A 24,217-nucleotide genomic window follows, 5' to 3' on the forward strand; every position below is an offset into this window, starting at 1 on the left:
TCATACTGCCCGAGACGGCTCAGCCCCCGGTGACGATCTCCACTCCGAAGTCGCCCAGCCGGGCCTCGACTTCGCGCCCGTCGCTCCAGCGCACGAGAAGCCCGCCCTTGTCGGTCGCCCGCACGGTCACGGACTCACCGAGCGGTGCGGGGTCCTGGTCGGCGGTGAGCCGGGCGAGAGCGACGAACAGCGTGTCGTCGTCGCCGGTGACGCCGGAGAGTTCGCGGTCCAGCCCGGCGACGGGTCGGATCTCGGCGCGCACTCCGTCCCGGCAGGCCCACCCGGTGACCCGCACCGGCGTCCCGGGCTCCGCGTCCGCGACCAGATGCGCCCGCACCTCCACGGCCCCGTGGGCGAGCACGAGGCTCGTCACCCGGGCGCCCCCGCCGGCCGTGTGCCGCGAGGCCGCCCAGCCGTCGCCCACGCCCAGCGGTTCGATGCCGGTGCGGCTCGGATCGCCGCCGACGATCACGCTGTTGTCGTACGACGGTGAAGGCTCCGTCGCCGTCGAGTAGGCGAGGCGGGTGTAGTAGGGGTCGTAGCGGACGTCCTCGCTGCCGTGGTTGTGGAGGCGGACCAGGCCGTCCGAACGCGTGGACTGCACAAGCCAGTTGGGGGCGGCGATCGGCGTGGTCGCGTCGGCGCGCTCGGCCGGCCCGGGTTCCTCCGTCGCCGTCCAGACCTCGTGCTCCGCCGGCAGGAGCAGCCCGAGGAAGCCCTTGCTCGCCCAGTACGGGGACGCCGGGCCCGAATAGCCCTGCAGGACCGCCTCGTCGGGGCCGTGCCAGCCGAGGGTCAGCAGACCCTTCGCGTCCACCGCGCCCCGCTCCAGGAAGTACTTCAGCGCGCCGGAGGCCAGCCGCCGCGTCTCCCCCGGCGCGAGCGGCGTACGGCCCGTCAGGGCGCCCAGCCACAGCGGTGCCGTCGTCGCGAACCGGTACGTCAGGGAGCGGCCCTGATGCATCGGGGCGCCGTCGCCGCCGAACAGGCGGGCGTAGTCGTCGAGATGCTGCTGGAGCCGACCCCCGTACAGCTCCAGCAGCCTCTCGTCCTGGGCCAGCCACGCGTGCAGCACCGGATACAGGTGCATGGCCCAGCCGTTGTAGTAGTCGAACTTCCGGCCGTCGCCGTCCGTGTACCAGCCGCCGCCGACGTACCAGTCCTCGATCCGCTCCAGGCCTCGGTCGATCGCTGTGCGGGACGCCTCGGTCTCGTACCCGGTCTCCTGGAGGAAGCCGCCCACCGTCACCGGGAACAGCTCCCAGTTGCAGGGCCAGGCCTCGGCGGTCAGGGCGTCCGCCAGCCAGGCCGCCGCCCGCTGCCGCACCGGGTCGTCCAGCCGGTCCCACAGCAGCGGCCGCGTCAGCCGCAGCGCGAGCGCGATCGACGCCGCCTCGACCAGCGGCTGGCTGCGGTCCTCGATGCGGGGCCAGACGCCCGCGACTCCGGCCGCGAGTCCGTCGGCGTACCGCTGAAGCGCCGTCGCGTCGCGGCGGAAGGCGGCCAGGAGCAGCGTACGGGCGTAGCCCTCCAGGCCGTCGGAGAGGCGGCCCGACCAGCTCGCACGGTCGCCGGGGAAGTGGTAGAGGGCACGGTCCTCGGTGGCGTACGGCTCGACCGCCGCGAGCAGGGCGTCGGCGGCCGCCTCCCAGTGGGCACGGGTGTAGCCGGTGTGCGGGCTGAGGGTGCGGTCGTCGGGGGGCAGTTGCATGGATGTCTTTCCTGCTCGCAATGGTTCTTTCCGGCTCGCGACGGTCGGGCCCGCCCGACCGGGAGGTCAGGCCTGGGGCGCCCCGGTTCCGGTCGGGGCGCCCCAGGGGCTCATGCGGTACTCATCCCACCCGAACCAGACCCTCCGGCACCAGATGCAGGGCGACGAATTCGTCGCGGACCAGCCCCGCGTACAGCGTCGCGCCGTGTACCGAGGTGTGGGTGTTGTCCCGCTTCTCGTTGTAGAGGTACAGCGTCTTGGAGGCCTCGACGCCCAGGGACTCCACCAGTTCCTTGGTCCTGGCCGTCAGGTCGATCAGGGGGACGCCCCGGTCGGCGGCGACCGAGCGGATCACCGCCGGGTGGTCCACGCCGAGTCCGTTCACGAGCAGGGCCGTGTTGTTGTCGAGCGTGCCGTCGGAGTTGAACCAGCGGCGCACGACGGGGGTCACCAGAACGGGCTTCCCGCCCTTCTCCCGCACGCCCGCGACCAGCGCCTCCAGATTCGCCCGGTACGTGGCCCCATCGGTCGTCTTGTCGTTGTGGGCGAGCTGGATCAGGACCAGGTCGCCGGGGCGGATCTGCGGCTGGACGGTCGCCCACAGGCGGGAGTCGGCGAGGTAGGTGACCGTGCTCTCGCCGGAGTCCGCGTAGTTGGCGACGGACAGGCCCTTGCAGAGGTACTGCGGGAGCTGCTGGCCCCAGCCGGAGTACGGGTCGCCCGGCTGGTCGCAGACCGTGGAGTCGCCGACCAGGAAGATCTGGCGGGCGTGCCGGGCCGGGGTGACCTCGATGCCGGCGAGCGCGGGGGCCGAACCGCCGAGGCGCAGGTCCAGGCCGGGGGTGCCGTCGGGGCCGGTGGGTTCGCCCTCGCGGGTGCGGACGTTCACGGTGAAGCTGCGGGCGACGCGCTCCCCCGCGGGGGCGGACGTCTCGGGGAGCAGGGAGCGCCGGGTCTCACCGCTGACGCTCGTGCTGGACGCGGCCTCGCCGCCGAGGAGGACCTTCACGTCGTACGTGCCGGGCGGGACGTCGAAGTGGCAGGCGGTGGCGGTGCAGTTCTCGATACCGAGGGGACGCCGACCGGCGTACGACTCGGACGCCTCGGACGCCTGGGCCGGTGCGGCGGCCAGGCCGGTACTCAGCGTCACCGCCGCCAGGACGGCGAGGTTGAAACGTCTCATGCGTCGGCTCCTCCACAGGACGACAAGGCCTGGCGCTGGACCGTACCGCGCCGGGCAAGCGCTTTCTAGTCCCTGTGCCGATTTCACAACGCTGCCAACTTCCTCGCGGCGAAAGCCCTTTCGCGAAATCGATTCAACTGTCACTCTCACTCACACCGCAACCCCACACGCCCCGAAGGAGGCACCCCCCATGTCCGGATCCGCGAACAGACCGGTCCGACGCCGCACCTTCGTCCTCGGCACCGCGGCCGCGGCGGGCACCGCGGCCCTGAGCGGCACGGCCTGCGCCGCGGCCTTCGGCTGGAGCGACGACGGGTCGAACTACGCCGTCGACACCGGCGCGGGCCTCGTCTTCAAGGTCAGCAAGACCAACGGCGACCTGACCTCACTGGTCTACCGCGGCACGGAGTACCAGGGCTACGGCGGCAAGAACTCGCACATCGAGTCCGGCCTCGGCACCTCCACCGTGTCCGTCAGGCAGTCGGGATCCACGATCCTGATCTCGGTCGCGTACGGCACACTGCGGCACTACTACGCGGCCCGCAGCGGCGAGAACAACATCTACCTGTGGACCAACAAGGCCGACGACTCGGTCTCGGCGACCCGCTACATCCTGCGCGTGAAGAAGGGCCTGTTCCTCAACGACGAGCCCGACTCCTACACCTACGCGCCCACCACCATCGAGGCCTCGGACGTCTTCCGGAAGTCCGACGGCCAGACCCGCTCGAAGCACTACTCCAGGCGCCGGGTGATGGACTACGACTACATCGGCTGGACGACCGGCGGCGTCGGCCTTTGGATCGTGCGCAGCAACCACGAGAAGGCCTCCGGCGGCCCCTTCTACCGCTCCCTCCTGCGCCACCAGAGCGCGGACGGCGGCGGCCTGTACGAGATCCTGTACTACGGCCAGAACCAGACCGAGGCCCAGCGCTTCGGCCTCCAGGGCCCGTACGTCATCGCCCTGACCGACGGTGGGGCGCCCTCCTCGTCGCTGTTCCCGGGCACGCTCACCACCTCGTGGGCGGACTCGCTCGGCATCTCCGGGTACGTCGGCGCGAGCGGGCGCGGACGGGTCGCCGGGGTCGGCATCTCCGGGCGGAACACGGCGTACCCGTACACCGTCGGGCTCGCCAACTCGGCTGCGCAGTACTGGGGTTCGGCGCGGTCGTCGGACGGCTGGTTCTCGATCGGGGGTGTGCTGCCGGGGACGTACACCCTCACCGTCTTCAAGGGCGAACTCGCCGTGTACACGGGGTCGGTGACGGTCACGGCCGGCGGTACGACCACCCTCAACACGATCGCGATCCCGTCCTCGAACGACCCCGGCAACGCCACCGCCATCTGGCGGATCGGCGACTGGAACGGCACGCCGAGCGGCTTCAAGAACGCCGACCTGATGACGTACGCGCACCCGTCCGACGTCCGGGCCGCCTCCTGGACCGGCAACGTCGTCATCGGCAACAACGAGACGGCGTCCTTCCCCTGCTACCTCTGGAAGGACGTCAACAGCGGGATCCTCGTGTACTTCAGGCTGACGGCGGCCCAGGCCGCGGCCGCGCACACCCTGCGGATCGGCGTGACGACGGCGTACGCCAACGGCCGCCCCCAGGTCACGGTCAACGACGCCTGGACGTCCGCGATCCCCTCCCCGCCCACCCAGCCGAACACCCGGTCGCTGACCAACGGTTCGTACCGGGGCAACAACCACACGTTCACGTACAGCGTGCCGGCGTCCGCCTGGAAGACGGACACCAGCCAGTACAACGTGCTCAGGATCGACGTGGTGAGCGGCTCGGGGACGACGGACTATCTCAGCGCGGGCACGGCGATCGACGCGATCGACCTGCTCGCCTGAGACACGGGCCGACACCGCGTCAGGTCCCGCGCGTCCACTGCTGGTTGGTTCCTCCGTTGCAGGTGTACGTGATGATCGCGGCGGAGTCGGCGGTGGACGCGCCGTTCACGTCCAGGCACTCACCGGTGGCGCGGGACTTGACGTTCACGTAGGAGCCGGTGGTGGTGAGCGACCACTGCTGGCCGGTCGCGGAGGTGTCGCAGTTCTCCTGGGTGACCGTGCTCGCGTTCTCCTGGACGCACAGGGAGCTGTGCCGGGTGACCAGCTGGTAGTAGCCGCTGCCGACGGACTTGAACCAGTACTTCTGGTTGGTGCCGCCGTTGCAGTCGTACTGCTTGATCTGGGCGCCCTGCCACTGCGACTGGCTGGTGACGTCGGCGCACTTGGCGGAGTGCCGTGCGACGAGAGTGTGGTACGTGGCGCTCGTTCCGCTGACCGTCCCGGTGGCCGTGTCGATGGTGACCTCCGGCGTCCAGGACATGGACATCGAGGTCGAGGAGGGGAAGGTGAGCGGCAGCCAGACGTAGCGGGAGTCGTTGACGGTGCCGCCGAAGGAGTTGCCCCAGCGGTCGCCCAGGTAGAGGTACGAGGTGGTCGACGTGCCCTGCACCGGGAGGACGTACGCGGTCTGCGAGCCGTACGCCGTGGAGTCGCCGATGTTCGTCATGGCCGTCCAGGGACCGGCGATGCTGGTGGCGGTGGCGTACTGCTGCTGGTTGGGGTTCCAGCCGGTCGCGCCCGAAGTCAGCATGAAGTAGACACCGCCCCGCTTGAACAGGGCCGGCGCCTCGCGGTGGCCGCCGTGCCAGGGGTCCGCGACCAGGGCGGCGATGCCGGTGTAGTCGCCGGTCAGGCGGTAGATGTGCAGGTCGTAGTTCTCACGGGCGGCGGAGGCCATGTAGCCGGTGCCGTCGGTGTCGACGAAGACCGTGATGTCGCGGGACATGTGCTGGCCGAGCGGGCGGAAACTGCCCTGCCAGGTGTAGGTGCCGTCCACGGTGTCGGAGACGGCGACGGCTGCGCGGGCCTCGCTGTAGTCGGTGCCGTTCTCCTTGTGCATCCACATGACGAACTTGCCGGTGGAGGCGTTGTACATGACCTTCGGGCGCTCGATGTTGGCGGTGGCCAGCTCGGCGGCCGACGACTGGGTCAGGACGTGGTTCCTGAACTCCCAGTTCTTCAGGTCGGTGGAGCGGTAGGCGTCCACGTACCGGAAGGTGTTGTCGGCGTTGCGGTGCTCGCCGAACCAGTAGTAGTAGGAGCCGACCTTGATGACGCCGCCGCCGTGGGCGTGGACGGGGTTGCCCGCGGTGTCGGTGAACTGGGTGCCGTTGGTGATGGTCCGGGGTGCGGCCATGGCGGGGCCGGCGGTGGCCAGGGCGCCGGCGACGGCCAGACAGAGGGCGAGCAGCACCGCGTACGCACGTCTCATCTCAGACACTCCCCTGCACGGTCGCTGCGGCCGTGTCGGCCACGGGTATGCCGAAGTCCGGGGTGCCGTCGGGGTTCCAGCCGAGCCTCTGGACGCGGGTGTGGCGGTTGGGGTCGTTCAGCGGGTCGCCGACGATCTCCTTGTACTGGCGGGCGTGATAGACGAGGACGTCGCTGCGGCCGTCCTCGGCGACGGTGAAGCAGTTGTGGCCGGGGCCGTACTGCCGGGTGGTGTCGTTGCTGGTGAAGACCGGGGTCGGGGACTTGGACCAGTTGGCCGGATCCATGAGGTTGGCGTCGGCGTCGACGGTCAGCATGCCGACGCAGTAGTGGTAGTCGGTGGCGGAGGCCGAGTACGTGAGGAAGATCCGGCCGTTGCGCTTGAGGGCGTACGGGCCCTCGTTGACCTTGAAGCCGACGCACTCCCAGTCGTACTCGGGTGTGGACAGCCGCACCTGCGGGCCCGTCAGGGTCCACGGGTTCTCCATCTCGGACAGGAACAGGCCGGTGTTGTTGTCCATGCCGGGCTCGTGCTGCGCCCAGCACAGATAGCGGGTGCCGCGGTGGGTGAAGGTGGTGGCGTCCAGGGAGAAGGTCTCCCAGGCCGTCTTGACCTGGCCCTTCTCCACCCAGGTGCCCTTGAAGGGGTCGGGGTGGGCGTTCTCCAGGACCCAGATGCGGATCCGCCACACGTCCTCGGTGGGCGCGGCGGCGAAGTAGATGTACCACTTGCCGCCGATGCGATGGAGTTCCGGAGCCCAGATGTGCGCGCCCATGTCGCCGGTCGAGTGGGCCCGCCAGACGACCGACTCGGGGGCCGTGGACAGGCCGTTCAGGGTGCGGGAGCGGCGCAGGATGATGCGGTCGTACTCGGGGGCGGTGGCCGTGAAGTAGTAGTGGCCGTCGATGTGACGGTGGATGTGGGGGTCGGCGCGCTGCTTCACGAGGGGGTTCACGTAGGGGGCTGCCTTCGGCGGGGCGGCGTGGGCGGCACCGGGGAGAGCGGGGACGGCGGCCAGGGCGCCGGCGGCTGCGGCACCCTTCAGCAGCAGCCTGCGGCTGGGGACTTCGGGCAGGTCGTCTTCGCGGCTCATACGGACTGCCTCTCGGGTTCTCAGAGGGGGGAAGTGTTCGACATCACGAACGTGATCTGCCATTACGAACGCCGAAAAGGTAAGGGTGTGCACTCTGGAGGTCAACGGGTTCGACGTGACGGGAGAGAGCGCTTTCCAAAGGACCGCGGTTTTCTGTTATCGGCGCCCTTCCCACCCGTCTCCGATGACGTGCACAGCCTTACCCACAAGACAGCAGCGGCCGCCGGCGCCCTCGCGGCGGTCGCCGCCCTCGCCGTCGCCGCTCCCCCCGCGGCCGCGGCCTCCCGCGATGTCACCGCCGACGTACTCGCGGACCGGGACGTGACACTGACCGGCGACGCGGTGATCGAGGTGCCTCCCGGTACGACGACGTACGACGGCGTCTTCCGCGGCGAGGGGACCCTCACCGTGCGCGGCAGCGGGACCCTGGTCCTGACCAAGGACAGCGACTTCACGCTGCCGAAGTCCCGGCAGCGGCAGAAGGTGAGCGTCCTCGGCGGCAACCACCCCTACGTCACCACGACCGACGCGGACCCGCCCGCGATCACGGTCGAGCGCGGGGCGACCCTGCAGTACGGCAACGGCGGTACCACCGGGCTGATCGGGCACTTCCCGTACAACACCCCGGCGTTCCGGCTGAACCAGGACAACATCCGGGTCGACGGCACCTTGCGGCTGTCGCTGACGAGCGCCTACAACCTGGGCACGATCAGCGGCTCGGGCCTGATCACGCAGCCGCGCTTCCTCTGGGGCAGCTGGGCCCTGTCGGGCACCCACTCCTTCTCCGGGGTGATCGACAACGGCACGCAGCTCAACGCCGGCGCGCCGGAGTTCGCCACCTCGCTGCCGAACATGCGCAAGGTCCTCAACCAGGGCACCTGGACCGTGGACACGCCTCTCGGCCAGACCGTCACCATGGGCATGGACTTCTACCAGCGCGAGTACGGCAGCGACATCAACGTCCAGTCCCGGCCGGGCAGCAAGGTCGTCCTCACGGGGCAGTACAGCTGGTCGGACCAGGGCGGCGACAGGAACCCCTCGCTCAGCGACCCGGCCCTCAACTGGACCCCGGCGCGCAAGAACGTCAACAAGCGCGGCACCAACATCAAGGGTGCCAACGTCCAGTGGGGCAACGGCACGACGAACAAGATCTTCATGCCCGGGACCGCCGAGACCGTCTACATCAACCTGCTGGCGGCACGGTCCCGTTCGCTGCTCACCTTCGACTACAACGGCCCGGTGACGCTGGGCGCCCCCATCGGCGGCGGGGTGTTCCACGACACCCTGTCCGCGCCCGGCGCCGGGGACATCGTCATCAAGGGGACGAAGGGCAATGACGTCACCTTCGCCGCCGTCCAGTACTACGACGGCTCGACGACCGTCGAGAAGGGCGCCGTGCTGCGGCTGGGCAGCGGCAGACCGGGGGGCGACGGCGGGCTGTACACCAAGGGCGGCCTGTGCAGGGTGGTCAACAACGGCTCCCTGGTGCTGAACAACGCGGGCAAGGCCCTGTCGCTGTCCCGGATCAGCGGCAGCGGGTCGCTCACTCAGGCGGGGGCGGCCACGGCGACCCTGACCGGGAGCGGGGTGACGTACACCGGCCCGACGACGGTAAAGGAGGGCACCCTCGCCCTGCGGGCCGGCGCGACGCTCGCCCGGAGCAAGGCGATCCGGCTCACCTCGGCGAAGTCGCGACTGGAGGTGGGCGCGTCGGGGCTGCGCGTGGGCGCGGGGAAGACGCTGACGGGCAAGGGCACCGTGCAGGGCGCGGTGACGAACGAAGGCGTGGTCGCGGGCGGGCTGACCGTCTCCGGCGACTACACGCAGGCGGCGAAGGGCGCACTGGTCCTGCGCGACGGCCCGTTGAAGGTGACGGGCGGGGTCCGCCTGGCCGGGGACCTGGATCTCGCGGCCGCCGCTGCCGCGACGAAGCCCGCCCGGAAGATCACCGTCCTGGACCACCGGGGGCGGGCGAGGACGACCGGCGCCTTCACCGGCTTGAAGGAGGGCGAGAAGCTTCAACTGGGCGACACCACGTACCGGATCAGCTACCGCGGCGGCGACGGCAACGACGTGGTCCTCACCACCGTCACCGCCACTCCCTCCCCTGACTCCGCCGGCCCCCGCACGGCAGCCGGCCCGGCCGCCGCACCGGGCACCCGCACCGCGAGCGGCGGCCTCGGCTGGTGGCCGTACGTGCTGGCCGCCGGGCTGCTCCTCGGGCTCGTGGTGCCGGCGAGGCGGCTCGGGCGGGGGCACGGGCGGCGACGGGCAGGGCGGCACGCGGCGCAGGGGTAGTCGGCGACCGCTCGGCGGCTGGGGGAAGCCGAGGCCGCCCAGCGGCCGGTGGCCTCCCTGGTGCGGGTGAGCACTTTCAGGACGGCGCTTCGGGTTGTGCGTGAGGGGTTCGAGGGTGGCCTGCCCGACCCCCAGGACGGCACGGGCCTCGTCATCCACGAGAGCGGTCTCAGGCATGCGGACCATCTGGATCCCGCCCACCTCTCCCGGCTGTCCCATATGCCGGACACCCGCCCGGCCTCGACTACCGTCGTCACCATGACCAGCACCATCACCCTCGCCGAAGCCCTCGCCGCCGGGACCGTCGTGCTCGACGGCGGCATGTCCAACCAGCTCGAGTCCGCCGGGCACGACCTGAGCGACGAGCTGTGGTCGGCGCGGCTGCTCGCCGAGCGGCCCGAGGCGATCACCGAGGCGCATCTCGCCTACTTCGAGGCCGGGGCGGACGTGGCGATCACGTCCAGCTACCAGGCCACGTTCGAGGGCTTCGCCAAGCGCGGGATCGGTCAGGAGCGGGCGGCCGAACTGCTCGCGCTGAGCGTGGAGTCGGCGCGCGAGGCGGCGCGGCGGGCACAGGCCGGGGGCGTCACGCGGCCCCTGTGGGTCGCCGCGTCGGTCGGGCCGTACGGGGCGATGCTGGCCGACGGCTCCGAGTACCGGGGGCGGTACGGGCTCAGCGTGGCGGAGCTGGAGCGCTTCCATCGGCCCCGCCTGGAGGTGCTCGCCGGGGCCCGGCCCGACGTGCTGGCGCTGGAGACCGTCCCGGACGCCGACGAGGCCGAGGCGCTGCTGCGGGCGGTGCGCGGGCTCGGTGTTCCGGCCTGGCTGTCGTACTCCGTCGCCGGTGACCGCACCCGCGCCGGGCAGCCGCTTCAGGAGGCGTTCGCCCTGGCCGCCGACGCCGACGAGGTGATCGCGGTCGGCGTCAACTGCTGCGCGCCGGAGGACGTCGAGGGCGCCATCGAGATCGCCGCGCGCGTCACGGGCAAGCCCGTCGTCGTCTACCCCAACAGCGGCGAGGCCTGGAACGCCGAGGCCCGTGCCTGGGAGGGACGTTCCACCTTCGCCGCCGACCAGGTGCGGGGGTGGCGGGAGTCCGGGGCACGGCTGATCGGGGGGTGCTGCCGGGTGGGGCCGGAGGCCATCGGCTCCATCGCGCGTGCGGTGGCGCAGGCGCGGTAGCCGCGGAAGCGGTGCCGGGCACGTCGGTTTCCGGTCACCGCCGGTAACGCTCGCCGCCGTACTCGAACGGTGATCGGTTACGCTGACCGCGCCGCCGCGTGGCGATCGCCGGCCGGCCCCTGGGGGTGCCGCGGATCGCCCGGCGAGAATCACCAGCACCTGCGTCAGGCAACGCGACGTGCCCGTCCGCCCGTCCTGTAGGACGCATGTGTCGCGAGCGCACGAAGGAGACAACGATGGCGGACCAAGCAGCGGACACCGGCGTCCTCGACCAGGACGACCCGCCGACGGATCCCTCCGGCGCAGCGCACGAGTCGGTTCCGGACCCGGACGAGGAGACCAGCAACGGCCGCCCGTCCGGGGAACCGACGTCGGAAACGGGACCGCCGGGGCCGGGGGAAGCGGCGGAAGCGCCGGAATCGGCGGAGCCGGCGGCCGAACGGGGCGAGCAGGCCGAGCCGGAGGCGTCGGACGAGCGGGACGAGCAAGCCGAACCGGACGCGCCGGAGACACCCCAGGAGCAGGGCCAGCAAGCCGAACCGGAAGAGCCGGAGGCATCGAACGAGTCCGACGACCAGGCCGAGCCGGAAGGGCTGGAGGCTTCGGACAAGCGGGACGACCAGGCCGAGCCGGAGGGGTCTGGAACACCGCAGGACCCAGACAACCAAGCCGAACCCGACGCGCCGGAGACACCGCAAGAGCAGGGCGAGCAAGCCGAGTCGGAAGAGCCGGAGGCGTCGGACGAGCCCGACGACCAGGCTGAGGCGAACGGGTCTGGAACACCGCAGGACCCAGACAACCAAGCCGAACCCGACGCGCCGGAGACACCGCAAGAACGGGACGAGCAAGCCGAGTCAGAACAGCCGGAGGCGTCGCAGGAGCGGGACGACCAGCCCGAGACCGAAGCCCCGGAGGCACCGGAAGCGCGGGACGCGGAAACCGAGTCCGACAGGCGGGAGACGCCGGAGGAGGCGCAGGAGCCGGGTCGGTCCGAGGGCGCGGGCGAGGAACCCGCTGAGAAACCAGGCGCGTTGAAGGACGCCGCCGACGGTGGGTCGGCTGAGGGGGCGGACGAGGCCGACGCGGGTGCCGATCGTGACGAAGCGCCGGCTCAGGACGCCGAGCCCCTCTCTGAGGAAGACCCTGACGAGGACGCCGAGGCGGCCCCGGAAGGTGACGGCGCGGCACCCGACAAGAACGCCGAAGCGGCTCCCGAAGACGACGAGGACGACGGCGCCGCAGCCGACGGGACGGCGGCGGCCTCCGAGGCGGCCGCCCCTGAGGCGTCCGAGAGCACCCGTACGGTCGCCTTGCGGACCTTGGAGGACGCGGCCGCCGGAGTCGACAAGACCATGGCGATCGACGTCGCCGACCTGCCGGCTGTCGAACCGTCCGCCCCCTCTCCGCTCGACCTCCTCGCGCAGCTCACCAACACCCCGCCGCCACCGGCAACTCCGGCCCGCACGATCCTCCGCAGGGTCAAGATCTGGTCCCCCCTCGTGGCGCTGCTCGCGCTGGTCGTGCTCGTCGTCCAACTGGTCCGTCCGCTGCCCGAACCGGTCCTCGCCCTCGACGCGGGCGCGTCGTCCTTCACCATCGGCGGCGGCACCTTCACCATGCCGTGGCCCGAGGAGGGGCAGGCCGCGGTGATGATCGCGGGCTCGGGCACCATCGGGACGTTCGGGAAGCAGAAGCCGGTCCCGACGGCCAGCGTCGCCAAGATCATGACGGCGTACGTCATCCTGCGGGACCACCCCATCGAGCGGGACGAGCCGGGCCCGAGCGTCACCGTCGACGCCCGGACCGTGGAGGAGGGCAAGGCCAAGGACGAGTCACGCATCGAGGGGCTGAAGGCCGGTCAGACGTTCAGCCTGCAGGACATGCTGAAGATGCTGATGATCCCGTCGGGCAACAACGTGGCCCGGCTGCTGGCCCGGTGGGACACGAAGACGGACGACGAGACCGCGTTCGTCCGGAAGATGAACGCGGCGGCGAAGTCGCTCGGTATGAAGAACACGACGTACACCGACCCCAGCGGTCTCGACAAGGGAACCGTCAGCACGGCCGTGGACCAGCTCAAACTGGCCGAGGCGGTCATGAAGTTCGAGTCGTTCCGCGCGGTCGTCGCGCTGCCCGACGCCGAGATCCCCGGGGCCACGCGCATCTTCAACAACAACAGCCTGCTGGGCGTGGCCGGGCTGAGCGTCAGGGGCATCAAGACCGGCTCCAACACCCCGGCCGGGGGAACGCTGTCCTGGGCCGCGTACAAGACGGTGGACGGGGAGGACCGGCTGGTCCTGGGCACGATGATGGACCAGCACGTCACGGGCCCGGACCCCAACGGCTCCAACAGCCTCCAGCTGGTGCTGGACAACAGCGAGAAGGTCATCAAGGCGGTCCGGGACGCGCTCACCTCGGCCACGGCGGTGAAGAAGGGGCAGGTCGTCGGGCACATCGACGACGGGCTCGGCGGCCGTACGCCGGTGGTGGCGACGAAGGACGTGCAGGTGGTCGGGGTGCCGGGGCAGAGGCTGAAGCTCACCTTCCGTGACGGGGACGCGTCCCTGGCCGGTGGGGCGAAGGCCGGGACCGTGGTCGGTGAGCTGACGGTGGGCAGTGGTGCGGGGGCACGGCACGTGCCGTTGGCGCTGCGGTCGGACCTTCGGGAGCCGTCGGTCGGGGCGAAGCTGACGCGGATCGGGTGAGGCGACCGGAGCCGGCGGCCTTCCGGTCAGGTCAGCGCGGCGGCGATCTGTTCCGTGGCCTCGGCGATCAGGGACTCGCTGGGGCGGGCCCCGCGTGAGGAGCGCTCGGACATGACGGCCATCACGAGGGGGGCGGAGCGGGGTGGCCACACGAGGGCGATGTCGTTGGCCCGGCCGTAGGTGCCGGTTCCGGTCTTGTCGGCGACCCGCCAGCCCTTGGGGAGACCGGCCCGGATGCGGTTGCCGCCGGTCGTGTTGCGCTCGAGGAGGTCGGTGAGCAGGGCCCGCTTGTCGGTGGCGAGCGCGTCGCCGAGGACAAGTGTGCGGTAGTCGGCGGCGATCGCCCGGGGCGTGGTGGTGTCGTCCGGGTCGCCTGGGCGGGACCGGTGGAGTTCGGGCTCGTAGTGGTCGAGGCGGCTGACGGTGTCGCCGAGGTCGCGCAGGTAGGCGGTCAGCCGCTGGGGGCCGCCGAGGTCGCGCAGCAGCAGGTTGGCGGCCGTGCCGTCGCTGTGCCGGATGGCGGCGTCGCAGAGCTGGCGGATCGTCATGCCCTTGGCCACGTTCTTCCGGGTGACCGGTGAGATGGAGTTGATGTCGCTCCACGCGTAGGTGACGCGCTCGTCCAGGTGCCGCAGCGGGTTGCGGTCGAGGACGGCGGCTACGGCGACCGTCTTGAACGTGGAGCAGAACGCGAAGCGTTCGTCCGCCCGGTGGGCGATCGTCGTGCCGGTACCGGTGTGCAGGGCGTACACGCCGAGCCGGGCGTCGTGTCTGCGTTCGAGCGCCCGGAGCGACGGCAGGTCCAGGGGCTTCGCGGCGGCGGAGGGCGAGGTGGACGAGCGAGCCGGTGCCCGGGACGCCAGGGCGGCCGAGCGGTCCTGTGAGCCACCGCACCCCGTCAGGGGCAGCAGGACGGCCGCGGTGAGGAGGGCGCGGCGGGACAGGCCGGTTTGCTCTGGGGTCATGCGGTTGTACCTGCTTTCGGAAGCCGAGTCCGTACCCTGCCGCGGCCGGTGCACAAGACGAGGGGGGTCGTCGCTGTTCTACGCGCCGGGGTCGGTGCAGTTCAACTCGGCCATCCTGCCGTGTGATTGACTCGCGCACCTGTGCGGGTGGGGCGGTCCGCGGAGCGGCTCAGTCCTGGGAGGGTACGGGCCGGGAGCTGCCGGCCGGTGTGCCGGCGGTCCGCTGGGCGTCCCGGGTCCGCGTCAGCAGGGACAGGCCCGCCAGGGCGGCGCCCGACATCAGGACGAGGTAGACGAGCCCGTGCCGGTAGCCGGTGGCGATGCCCGCCGGGTCCAGCGGTGTCCGGCGGGCGGCGACGCCGTGGAACACGATGCCGACGACGGAGAGCCCGACGGCGCCGGCCACCTGCTGGGCCGTGGCCAGCAGACCGCTGGCGGCGCCCGCCTGAGCGGGTTTCAGGTCGTCGAGGACCAGCGTGAGGAGAGGGGCCATCACCGCTCCCGTGCAGGCACCGTTGATGGCGAGCAGGACGGTCAGCACCGGGATGTTGACGGCAGTGGCCGCCGCGAGCACCAGGGGGAACTGGGCGGCGAAACCGGCCGTCCGGATCCACATCGCGGCCTTGAGCGGCCGTGTGGCGCCCCAGCGAGCCGTCAGGGCGGAGGAGGCCAGGCTCGCCGCGCAGAAGCCGACCATCAGCGGGCTGGACACCAGCCCGGACTCCAGGGGGCTGAGACCGCGCCCCTGCTGGAGCAGCAGGGCCAGGATGTACAGCGCCGAGGACATGGTGGCGTAGAAGGCGCACACGGTCAGCAGGCCGGTGCGCAGGGTGCCGGTGCGGAGCAGGCTGGGGGGCAGCAGCGTGTCGCGCCCGAGGGCCTCGGTGCGGCGTTCCCAGAGCCAGAATCCCGGCAGCAGCACCGCCGCCCCCAGGAGCATGAACAGGGTCCATCCCGGCCAGCCGGCCGAGCGGCCGACCGTCAGGGGAACCACCAGCAGCACCATGGCCACGGCGAACAGCAGGACCCCCGTGCGGTCGATCCGCAGGCCTCCTTGCCCGCCGGTCGCCGGCAGCAGGCGCGGGGCGAGGATCAGCGTCAGCACGCCGATCGGAAGGTTGACGAGGAAGGCCCACCGCCAGGACAGGCCCAGCCAGTCCAGGCTGATCAGCAGTCCGCCGATGAGCTGTCCCGTGGCCATCGCGCCGCCCGTCGCCAGGCCGTAGAGACGCATCGCCCGGGGGCGCACGGCCGGCGGGTAGTGGAGCTGGATCAGCGCCAGCACCTGCGGGAACAGGACGACGGCGGCGCCTCCCTGCAGCGCCCGTGCGCAGATCAGCCACCATACGTCCGGTGCGCTGCCGCACATCGCCGACGTCGCGGTGAACAGGGCGATCCCCACCACGAACGTCTTCTTGCGTCCCCAGTGGTCGCCGAGCCTGCCGCCGAGCACGACCAGACTGGCGTAGACGATGGCGTAGACGGCCACGACGAGTTCGATCTCGCCGCTGGTCGCGCGCAGGTCCTCGGTCATGGACGGGACGGCGACGTTGACGATGAAGAAGTCCAGGGTGGGCATGAAAGCGCCCACAAGCAGTACGGCGAGCACCGGCCGGCCCGCTATCCGAGGGTCAGGCGCAGGTGCGGCTCGACCAGGTGGGGCGCGAGCATGAAGCCGTAGTGTCCGAGGTCCGTCTCCATGATGTGCGCCTGGGCTCCGCGGATGCCGGCCGCCAACTCGCGCTGTGTCTCGGGGGGATACGCGCGGTCGGTGGAGAAGCCGACGACGTGCGTGTCGGCGGTGATCCTGGCGAGCGCGTCGTCGATGCTCCCCCTGCCCCGCGCGACCGTGGCGCGCAGAGCCGTCTCGGAGAGGACGACGTTGCAGTTCGCGTCGAAGCGTTCCCACACCTTGTCGCCCTGCGCGAGCACGTACTCGCGGAACTTCTCGTGGCAGCCGTCCGAGTCGTGGTACCAGGACTGTCCGCCGAACCGGTCCTGCCAGTAGCTCTCCGTGCCGTAGCGGATGTGGGCGAAGCTGCGGGCGAGGGAGACGCCGGTCCGGGGGCCGCAGCCCTCGGGCAGGTGGTAGAACTCGCCGCCGTGGAAGTGCGGGTCCCGCCGGATCAGCTCCAGTTCCACGTGCGTGTGGCCGGCCTGTTCGACGCGGGTGGCCGCCGCCACGGCGATGAGCAGGAGCCGGCCCACCCGGTCGGGGCGGGAGACCGCCCACTCCAGGGCCCGCGCGCCGCCGATGGACATGCCGATGACGGCGTGCCAGCGCTCGATGCCCAGCGCGTCGGCCAGTGCGGCCTCTGCGTTGACCTGGTCGATCACATCGAGCGCCGGGAACCGGGAGGCCCAGGGCCTGCCCTGCGCATCGAGGCTCGCGGGGCCGGTGCTGCCGTCGCAGCCGCCGAGGTTGTTGGCGACGATCACATGGAAACGGTCGGTGTCGACCGCCTTGCCGGGCCCTATCAGGGAGTCCCACCAGCCCTCCGCGGGGTGCCCCGGCCCCGCGGGTCCCGCCGCGTGGCTGGTCATGCTCAGCGGCGGCAGGATGAGCACCGCGTTGCCGCGGTCCGCGCCGAGGGTGCCCCAGGCCTCGTACGCCATGGTCACCGGCCCCAGGGTCTGTCCGGAGAGCAGCGCCAGCGGTTCCCCGGCCGGGTGGGTGGTGACGAACCGCCGGTTTCCCGGGGGGTCACCGGGCTGCCAGGCTCCGGTGTTGTTCAGACGCATGCGCGTTCCCTCCGTGGCTGGGCCCAGGGCATGGATGTGCGTGGGTCAGTGGTCGGCGTAGCGGCTGCGCAGCAGCTTCTTGTCGAACTTGTTGGTGGCGGTCTTCGTGATCTCGGGGACGAACTCGAAGCGGTCCGGCACCCACCACTTCGGCAGCCGGTCACGCAGGAAGGACCGCAGTTCCCCGGCGGTCGCGGTGGCGCCGGAGCGGGCCACCACCACGGCCAGCGGCCGTTCCTGCCACCTCGGGTCCGGCACGGCGACGACCGCGGCCTCCAGGACGCCGGGGTGGTCCATGAGCGCCGACTCGACCGCGATGGAGCTGATCCACTCACCGCCCGACTTGATCAGGTCCTTGCTGCGGTCGGTGATGCGGACATAGCCGTCCGGGTCGATGGTCGCGATGTCGCCGCTGCGCAGCCAGCCGTCGTGGAACTTCTCGGCGTTGGCTTCGTCGCCGGCGTTCTCGTAGCTCGTCGCTCCCCACAGGGATCTGACTTCGAGCTCTCCCTGGGTGACCCCGTCGTGCGGCAGCAGCCGGTCCTCGTCGTCGACCAGCCGTACCTCGACCCCGGGTACGGCCAGGCCCTGCGTGTGGTGCAGTTCCAGTTGCTTCTCGGGGGGCAGGGAGGTGAGGCCGCTGCGGATGTTCGTCAGGGCGACCGTCGCCATGTTCTCCGTCATGCCGAGCCCTTGTTGCATGGTCACGCCGCGGTCGGCGTACCGGTGCACCAGGCCCTGCGGAATCGCCGAGCCCCCGCAGACGATGCGTTCCAGGGAGGCGAAGACCTTGCTGGGCGGGTCCATCTCGTCCAGGGCGAGCCAGAAGGTGGGCACGCCGGCCGAGAGGGTGACCTGCTCCCGCTCCAGGGTCCGGGCGATGGCCTCGGGTTCCAGGTGCGGTCCGGTGAACACCAGGCCCGCTCCCGCCAGGGCGGCCGCGTAGGGCAGCCCCCAGGCGGTGGCGTGGAACAGCGGCGTCAGCGGGAAGATGACGTCGCGTTCGCGGACCGCGAAGGCGTCGGCCGCGCACATCGCGAGGGAGTGCAGGACGAGGGACCGGTGCGAGTGGGCGACGGCCTTGGGGTGGCCCGTGGTGCCGCCGGTGTAGCACAGGCAGGCGGTACGGTTCTCCGCCACGTCGCGCGGTTCGACGGGATCGGCCTCGGCCAGCAGCCGCTCGTAGGAGAGCGCGTCGGCGAACGCCGGGTGCACCTCGCCCCCGTCGGGGATCACGACGAAGTCGCGCACCGACCCGAGCCGGGGCAGCAACCGGGCCAGCTGCCCGGTGAGCGAGGCGTCGACGACCATCACGCGGGACTTCGCGTGGCTCACGACCCAGGCGATCTGCTCGTCGGAGAAGCGGACGTTGACCGGCACCAGCACGGCGCCCGCCATGGGTACGCCGAAGAACCACTCGAGGTGCCGGGTGCTGTTCCAGGCGAAGGTCGTCACCGCGGAGCCCTGGCCGACGCCGAGCCGTCCCAGGGCGTCGGCCAGCCGTCGGACGCGTTCCTGCAGTGCCGCCCAGGACGTGCCGCGGGGCTCTCCGGCGAGGTCGACCTCGCGGATCTCCTTGGCGGGTGCCACGGTGGCCGCCCGCCGCAGCAGCATGCCCACCGAGAGCCCGATTCCGCCCTGCCCGGTCATGACGCAAGCTGGACGAGGGTCATGCCGTCGTGGACGGTGAGCAGGGCGGCCCGCACCCTGGGGTCGTCGACGACGTGCTTGTTGAACTTGACGACGTCGTGCGCCCAGTTGGCGAACATGCGCTCCACCCATTCCTCGCCCGTCGCGGCGTCGTCGGCGGGCGGCAGCGAGCGCGGGTTGAGGACCTCGCCGCCCCACAGGGTGTTGTCGACGACCAGGAGACCGCGGGGCCGCAGCAGGCCGCGGGCGAGGATGGTCTCGAAGTAGGAGATGTAGTTCGGCTTGTCCGCGTCGAGGAAGATGAGGTCGAAGTCGCCGTCGACGTTCTGGAGAACGGTGAGGGCCTCGTCCAGTACGGGCTTGATCTTGTGGCCGTGCGGGCTGCGTTCGAACGCCCGGACGGCGACGTCCTGGGCCCGCTTGTCCGCGACGTAGCTGTCGATGGTGACGACCTCGCCGTCGTCCGGCAGGGCCGCGGCGATGGCGACGGTGCCGTGGCCGGTGAAAGTGCCCACCTCCAGCACCCGGTTCATACCGCCCGTGGTGATCAGCATCTGGAGGAAGGACGTCTGGATGTGCGCGGTCGATATGTCCGCCCACTCCGGGGTGGCCTGTGCGGTCTCTGCGGCGATGTCCCGCAGCTCGGAGGAGACGGGGGAGGAAAGGCGCTCCGCGTACTCGCGGATTCCGTCCCGGAAGATGGTGGGCTTCTTGAAGACGGCGTCGGTCCTGTGTTCCATGGCTTGTTCTCTCCTACGACGTGGGGGTGGCGTGCATCGTGACGTAGTTGGTCCCGATCCAGTCCCCGAACGTCGCGGTCTCGCCGTCGAGGGTGTCGACCTCGAGGCCGTAGCCGCGGGCCTTGGGGACGGAGAAGCTGAAGTCGGTGGAGGGGCGCAGGAAGAACACGCTGGAGGTGCGGGCGCTGCCCTCGCGCATGCCGGCTTCCGGGGACCTGACGTGGTGGCGGGGAGCGGGGACGGCGCCCTGGGTGACCAGGGGCGCGATGGCGCCGCACAGCACGACCACCGTGTTCGGGATGTGCGGCAGGTCCACCAGTTCCCCGCCGATCTCGGCCTGGAGGCTGACGAACCCGTTGGCGCACGGCGTCTGGTGGATCAGCGTGATGATGGACAGGTCGTAGTGCGGAGCCATGCGCCGCGGCTCGTGCTCGGCGGCGCGGTGCTCGGGGACCTCGGGGAAGTACCGCAGCCGCAGCACGGGGTCGCAGTCCAGCAGCGTGTCGATGTCCCGGCCGTCCGAGCCGTCGTACGTCCCGGTGGCCTCCAGGACGACCTGGGCGGTCTCCCGGGCGGCGGCGTAGAGGCCGACGAAGTAGTCCGTCCAGATCTCCTCGAAGCGCTGCGAGGGGAAGAGGTTGTCGGAGATCCCCATCGAGTACACCATCGAGTAATCGGTGTAGGTGCCCGTCTTGGTCACCTGGGCCGTGCTCTCGGCCTCCAGCGCGGAGTATCCCCGGCGCAGGGTCGGTATCTTCGTCGTCACGGCCGCCTTCTCCTCGGGCGTGCCGTGGGCGAAGAAGTCCATCGCCGTGTCGGTGGCGAGTTTGTGGTCCTCCTCGCCCACTCCGCAGTCGGTGAGGTAGAAGAAGCCCGCCTCGGTGACGCACCTGCGGAACTCTTCCTGGTCATCGCCTTTCTTCAGCGCGGTGAGGCTGAAAAGGGGCACTCGGGGCACCGCGGTGTCCGTCATGGTGGCCCGCTCCTTCCCGGATCAGTCGTAGAAAAGTACGGCGCGCATTTCCAGAGACGTTCGTAGATGTCCGATGCCGGGTCCCTTCTCGTCGTAGAACGCCGTGTGCGGGCACAGGCCGGCCACGTCGGTGAGTCCGGGGCGCTCGGTGCCGTCCGCGGCGAGCGCGAGGCTGCGGCTCGCGCTGTCGTAGATCTTGAACAGGAGGGCCTCGTCGGGTGTGAGCGAGCGCCAGTAGTGCCAGCGGTGGCGGGGGTTGTGCTTCACGGAGTAGTTCTCGCGGTCCTTGAGCCACTCCGGGAACTCCAGCCGGGTCGCGACGAGGTCGGCGGAGAGGTCCAGTGACCGGTAGTCGCACAGGGCGAGGGGGTAGTTGCGGACGGGCTCCAGCAGGGGCCGCCAGACGTTGACGATCTGGAACCTGCGGAAGCGGCGGCCCTCCACGCCGTGCCGGGCGGCGCGGGCCCGGGCGCCGTTCGGGCTCTGGTCGACGTGGACGCGCCGGTGCGGCGCCTGATGGGGCGTCGCGCCGGAGGGGGTGGCGTCCTGGCGTCGCACGGTGGCGTCGAAGAACTCCACCTTGGTGGCCCCGGTGACGGACGTCAGCAGCTCCGCCGTCTCCCGCCGGTACTGTTCGAGGGCCGGCGCGGACTTCTCCGCCAGGGCGCGCTGGTCGGCCCGTGTGGGAGCCGCGGCCCTCTCGAACCCCATGGTGTCGAGGGTCGGCCGTACGGCGCTGTCGCGCAGGTCCGTGACGGTCGTCTCGTGCGGGACCATACGGAAGTTGAGGACCACCTCGGGCGGCCGGGACAGGGCGTCGATGCACCAGTCGTCGTCCGGGGCGTCCGGGGTCAGCGGTGCGGCGTAGTGCAGGACGGTCGACACGGCGGACACGGCGGCGGGCTAGCCCTTCGCCGCCGTGCGGCGGAAGACGCCCCGGTCCAGCTGCGGGCTGGCGTTGGCGTACACCATGTCCATGGTCAGCACCTCGCGGAAGGACGCCAGGTACTGCTCCAGCAGGGCCGGGCTGTAGCGGTGCCAGTAGGGGATCATGTCCTCGATGACGAAGTAGTCGCCCTCGTGGAGCAGATGGTCGACCGCCCACCGCATCACGTTGAACGTGTCGGCGTGCGCGTCGTCGATGAACAGCAGCGGGTGGGCGACGTCGCCGAGCAGCTTCTCCAGCGTCCCGAGATCGGTGCAGTCGGCCTCGTGGAGGGCGATGTCCGTCATCTCGGTGGGGGGAATCTGGCAGCGGGAGAGGTCCTTGTCGATCCCGATGACCCGGCAGTCGATGCCCATGAGCCGGGTCAGGTCGCGGAACCAGACCAGGGAACCGCCGCTGTAGACGCCCAGTTCGACGACGGTGCGGGGGCGGAACTCCCACAGCAGGTCGTGCAGGGCCGCCTGGGCCTCGGGGTCCTTGAGCAGGCGCAGGCCGCGCCACTGATAGCGGGCGAAGTCCGGGTAACCCAGGTCGCGCGGCGCCTGCGCCCACCGGTCGAGCGGCCAGTCACGCGGCCGGTCGGTCAGGACCGGGGGGCGGTAGGCCGGGTCGTCGCCCAGGCCTCGGAATGCGTTCAGATCCAGGAAGTTCTCGCGAGAGTAGTCGTTCAATGAGCTCTCCCCTGAGTTTGCGCCGCATTTCGGCTCCGCAAGGCTAACCAGCTCTACTCTTGGCCTTCTCTTGGGGCTCTCTCGGGGGCCTCTCCGCAGAATTCCAATGAGGCTCGAAAAGGGCTGGCAGAAAACGCGTCAGGAAATGGAAGATATCTACTGTCGGGTGTTTTCCCAGCGGAGAAGGGAACGATGACCATTGGACGTGATAGGCGCCGGATATGGCCGCACCGGTACGTTGTCGATGCAGGCGGCACTCCAGAGGCTCGGGTTCGACCCCTGTCACCACATGACCGAGGTGATAACGAACCCCCGGCAGATGCCGCTGTGGCAGGAGGCGCTCGCCGGTGACCCGGTGGATGTACGGCGGGTGTTCGAGGGGTACCGGGCGACGGTGGACTTCCCCGGCTGCGTCTTCTGGCGCGAACTGATGGAGGCGTGGCCCGAGGCGAAGGTGGTGCTGACGGTGCGGGATCCGCACCGCTGGTACGCGAGCGCCCGGAAGACCATCTTCTCCCGGCACATGCAGCAGCCGACGGACCCCGATCCGGACGCCGCCGCGTTCGGCCGTTTCATGACCGAGGAGCTGCGCCCGCGCATGCTCGACGTGGGCGGCGACCGGCCGTTGAACGAGATGGACGAGCAGGAGGCCGTCGCCGCCTTCAACCGGCACATCGCCGAGGTGAAGGCCACCGTGCCGGCCGACCGGCTGCTGGTCTTCCAGGTGAGCGAGGGCTGGGAGCCGCTCTGCCAGTTCCTCGGAGTGCCGGTCCCCGACGAGGAGTTCCCGCACGTCAACGAGGCCGACGGCTTCCACGAGCGGGCCAGGGAGCTCTTCGAGGAGCGGCGGCGGGCGCTCGCCGCGTCGGGCAGCTGACAGGGCGTGGGGCCCCCGCCCCCCCCGGGGCGGGGGGGCCCCCCCCGCGGGGGCCGGGGGGGGCGCGGGGGGGGGGGGGGGGGGGGGGCCCCCCCGGGGGGGGGGGGCCGGGGTTGGTGTGCGGGGGGTGGGGGGGGCCCGCCCGGCGGGCCGCCCCCCCCCGCGCGGCGCCCCCCCCCCCCCCCCCCGCTTCGGTCTCAGGTCTGGCCGTTCTTCGCGATCAGCGCGTGGAAGCCCTGCTGGAGGTAGTCGCCGTACTTGATCGGCGGGTTGAGTTCCTTTCCGGTGTCCTCCGGACTGAACGGCTCCATCACCGTCGTGTGCCCGGCGTGCAGGAAGAACGGCAGGGACAGGCGCTCCGCGTTGATGAACTTCACGCGGTGGTTCGGCGCGGGGAAGTAGTCGTTGGTGAGGTACCCCATGTACGTACCGCAGTTCACCAGGAAGTTGTCCCCGGACGTCGGCAGGTCCTGCCAGCCGTTCACCGTCTCGACCTGGAGGTTCTGCACCTCGGTCTGGAACAGGACGGTGATCATCGACACGTCCAGGTGGTCCTCGAAGCTCAGCTCGGTGCCGTCCGGGCCCGTCTTGACCGGCGGATAGTCCTCCAGGTACGGGTAGCGGATCATCGATACGGCGGACAGCGTGTCGTCCTCCGCCAGCGGGGCGTCGAAGAAGTCCTCCGGCTTGCCCAGGGCCAGCGCGAAGCCCCGCATCAGCACCTTGGAGAGCCGGAACATGTCCCGGTAGTACTGCTCGCAGAACGGCCGGAACCGCTCGTGCCGCTTCTCGTCCGGCCAGATGTTCACCTCGTGCATCGGCGTCCCCGACTTGATCATCGGGTGGTCCTCGCTGAACGACGGGTTCAGATAGCACCAGGACTCCACCGCCTTCTTGCCCTTGACGGCCATGTAATAGCCGTTGCGGACATGCGGGTTGGCCTTGTTGTACGCGTTGATCGCGAGGTCGTACTTCTCCTCGTCGGTCATGGTCCGGTGGAACTCGTTGACCACGTCCTGGAGCAGCTGGACGTCGATGCCGTGGTGGGAGGCGTAGAAGAACCCCGACCCCCGGCAGGCCTTGTTGATCTCCTGCGCGACGCGCGTCTTGTCGTCCGCTTCGCCGCCGAAGAGCGGCGAGATGTCGATCGTCGGCACGTGCGCCGACGGCATCAGGATGGGCATGGCAATCCTC

At 70.8% G+C, this 24,217-nt stretch carries 18 protein-coding genes; 5 read left to right on the forward strand and 13 right to left on the reverse strand.

Going from position 1 to position 24,217, the window contains the following annotated elements; translation table 11 throughout:
- Nucleotides 1-19: 19 nt before the first annotated feature.
- Together ACIBU0_RS26340 and ACIBU0_RS26345 are read right to left on the reverse strand one after the other, a co-directional pair.
- On the reverse strand, nucleotides 20-1,711 hold the full coding sequence (locus tag ACIBU0_RS26340; protein WP_398822681.1) for a DUF2264 domain-containing protein: 1,692 nt from the start codon (nucleotides 1,709-1,711) through the stop codon (nucleotides 20-22).
- 121 nt (nucleotides 1,712-1,832) lie between these two features.
- Nucleotides 1,833-2,894, reverse strand: a complete 1,062-nt coding sequence (locus tag ACIBU0_RS26345) for a rhamnogalacturonan acetylesterase (protein WP_398822683.1) — start codon at nucleotides 2,892-2,894, stop codon at nucleotides 1,833-1,835.
- Between the two features lie 190 nt (nucleotides 2,895-3,084).
- Here ACIBU0_RS26345 and ACIBU0_RS26350 point away from each other — a divergent pair, with 190 nt between their 5' ends.
- Nucleotides 3,085-4,749 carry a rhamnogalacturonan lyase B N-terminal domain-containing protein gene (locus tag ACIBU0_RS26350; protein ID WP_398822686.1) on the forward strand — a complete coding sequence of 555 codons (1,665 nt, stop codon included), beginning with the start codon at nucleotides 3,085-3,087 and terminating at the stop codon, nucleotides 4,747-4,749.
- A 19-nt stretch (nucleotides 4,750-4,768) separates the two neighbouring features.
- Here ACIBU0_RS26350 and ACIBU0_RS26355 read toward each other — a convergent pair whose 3' ends face one another.
- A complete protein-coding gene (locus ACIBU0_RS26355) occupies nucleotides 4,769-6,181 on the reverse strand; it encodes an RICIN domain-containing protein (protein WP_398822689.1) in 1,413 nt (470 codons plus the stop codon).
- A gap of 1 nt (nucleotide 6,182) precedes the next feature.
- Nucleotides 6,183-7,274, reverse strand: coding sequence for a family 43 glycosylhydrolase (locus tag ACIBU0_RS26360; protein ID WP_398822692.1), 1,092 nt, complete (start codon nucleotides 7,272-7,274; stop codon nucleotides 6,183-6,185).
- Between the two features lie 189 nt (nucleotides 7,275-7,463).
- Here ACIBU0_RS26360 and ACIBU0_RS26365 point away from each other — a divergent pair, with 189 nt between their 5' ends.
- The 3 genes from ACIBU0_RS26365 (at nucleotide 7,464) to ACIBU0_RS26375 (ending at nucleotide 13,459) form a co-directional block, all read left to right on the forward strand.
- Nucleotides 7,464-9,572, forward strand: coding sequence for an autotransporter (locus ACIBU0_RS26365; RefSeq protein WP_398822695.1), 2,109 nt, complete (start codon nucleotides 7,464-7,466; stop codon nucleotides 9,570-9,572).
- Between the two features lie 258 nt (nucleotides 9,573-9,830).
- Nucleotides 9,831-10,754, forward strand: a complete 924-nt coding sequence (mmuM, locus tag ACIBU0_RS26370) for a homocysteine S-methyltransferase (protein ID WP_398822806.1) — start codon at nucleotides 9,831-9,833, stop codon at nucleotides 10,752-10,754.
- Nucleotides 10,755-10,990: 236 nt separating this feature from the next.
- Complete coding sequence (locus ACIBU0_RS26375; RefSeq protein ID WP_398822698.1) at nucleotides 10,991-13,459, forward strand: serine hydrolase; 2,469 nt, start codon at nucleotides 10,991-10,993, stop codon at nucleotides 13,457-13,459.
- Nucleotides 13,460-13,485: 26 nt separating this feature from the next.
- Here ACIBU0_RS26375 and bla read toward each other — a convergent pair whose 3' ends face one another.
- The 8 genes from bla to ACIBU0_RS26415 all read right to left on the reverse strand — a co-directional run bounded on the left by bla (nucleotide 13,486) and on the right by ACIBU0_RS26415 (nucleotide 22,146).
- Entirely contained in the window at nucleotides 13,486-14,424 is a 939-nt protein-coding gene (bla, locus tag ACIBU0_RS26380; RefSeq protein WP_398822701.1) for a class A beta-lactamase, read from the reverse strand.
- Nucleotides 14,425-14,593: 169 nt separating this feature from the next.
- A complete protein-coding gene (locus ACIBU0_RS26385; RefSeq protein WP_398822704.1) occupies nucleotides 14,594-16,033 on the reverse strand; it encodes an MFS transporter in 1,440 nt (479 codons plus the stop codon).
- A gap of 11 nt (nucleotides 16,034-16,044) precedes the next feature.
- Nucleotides 16,045-17,166, reverse strand: a complete 1,122-nt coding sequence (locus ACIBU0_RS26390) for a homoserine O-acetyltransferase (protein ID WP_398822707.1) — start codon at nucleotides 17,164-17,166, stop codon at nucleotides 16,045-16,047.
- 45 nt (nucleotides 17,167-17,211) lie between these two features.
- Nucleotides 17,212-18,816, reverse strand: coding sequence for a long-chain-fatty-acid--CoA ligase (locus tag ACIBU0_RS26395; protein WP_398822710.1), 1,605 nt, complete (start codon nucleotides 18,814-18,816; stop codon nucleotides 17,212-17,214).
- Nucleotides 18,813-19,556 carry an O-methyltransferase gene (locus ACIBU0_RS26400; RefSeq protein ID WP_398822713.1) on the reverse strand — a complete coding sequence of 248 codons (744 nt, stop codon included), beginning with the start codon at nucleotides 19,554-19,556 and terminating at the stop codon, nucleotides 18,813-18,815. The genes ACIBU0_RS26395 and ACIBU0_RS26400 overlap by 4 nt, the downstream gene beginning before the upstream one ends.
- 13 nt (nucleotides 19,557-19,569) lie before the next feature.
- Nucleotides 19,570-20,529, reverse strand: a complete 960-nt coding sequence (locus ACIBU0_RS26405; RefSeq protein WP_398822716.1) for a 2OG-Fe(II) oxygenase family protein — start codon at nucleotides 20,527-20,529, stop codon at nucleotides 19,570-19,572.
- Nucleotides 20,530-20,550: 21 nt separating this feature from the next.
- Entirely contained in the window at nucleotides 20,551-21,423 is an 873-nt protein-coding gene (locus tag ACIBU0_RS26410) for a CmcJ/NvfI family oxidoreductase (RefSeq protein ID WP_398822719.1), read from the reverse strand.
- 9 nt (nucleotides 21,424-21,432) lie between these two features.
- Nucleotides 21,433-22,146 carry a CmcI family methyltransferase gene (locus tag ACIBU0_RS26415; protein WP_398822722.1) on the reverse strand — a complete coding sequence of 238 codons (714 nt, stop codon included), beginning with the start codon at nucleotides 22,144-22,146 and terminating at the stop codon, nucleotides 21,433-21,435.
- Between the two features lie 205 nt (nucleotides 22,147-22,351).
- Between ACIBU0_RS26415 and ACIBU0_RS26420 the strand changes: the two genes are divergently transcribed.
- Nucleotides 22,352-23,023, forward strand: a complete 672-nt coding sequence (locus tag ACIBU0_RS26420) for a sulfotransferase family protein (protein ID WP_398822809.1) — start codon at nucleotides 22,352-22,354, stop codon at nucleotides 23,021-23,023.
- 197 nt (nucleotides 23,024-23,220) lie between these two features.
- On the opposite strand, the gene ACIBU0_RS26425 is transcribed toward ACIBU0_RS26420, so the two are convergent.
- Nucleotides 23,221-24,207, reverse strand: a complete 987-nt coding sequence (locus tag ACIBU0_RS26425; RefSeq protein WP_398822725.1) for a 2OG-Fe(II) oxygenase family protein — start codon at nucleotides 24,205-24,207, stop codon at nucleotides 23,221-23,223.
- Nucleotides 24,208-24,217: the final 10 nt, after the last annotated feature.

Source organism: Streptomyces sp. NPDC049627, assembly GCF_044465645.1.
Lineage (GTDB): Bacteria > Actinomycetota > Actinomycetes > Streptomycetales > Streptomycetaceae > Streptomyces.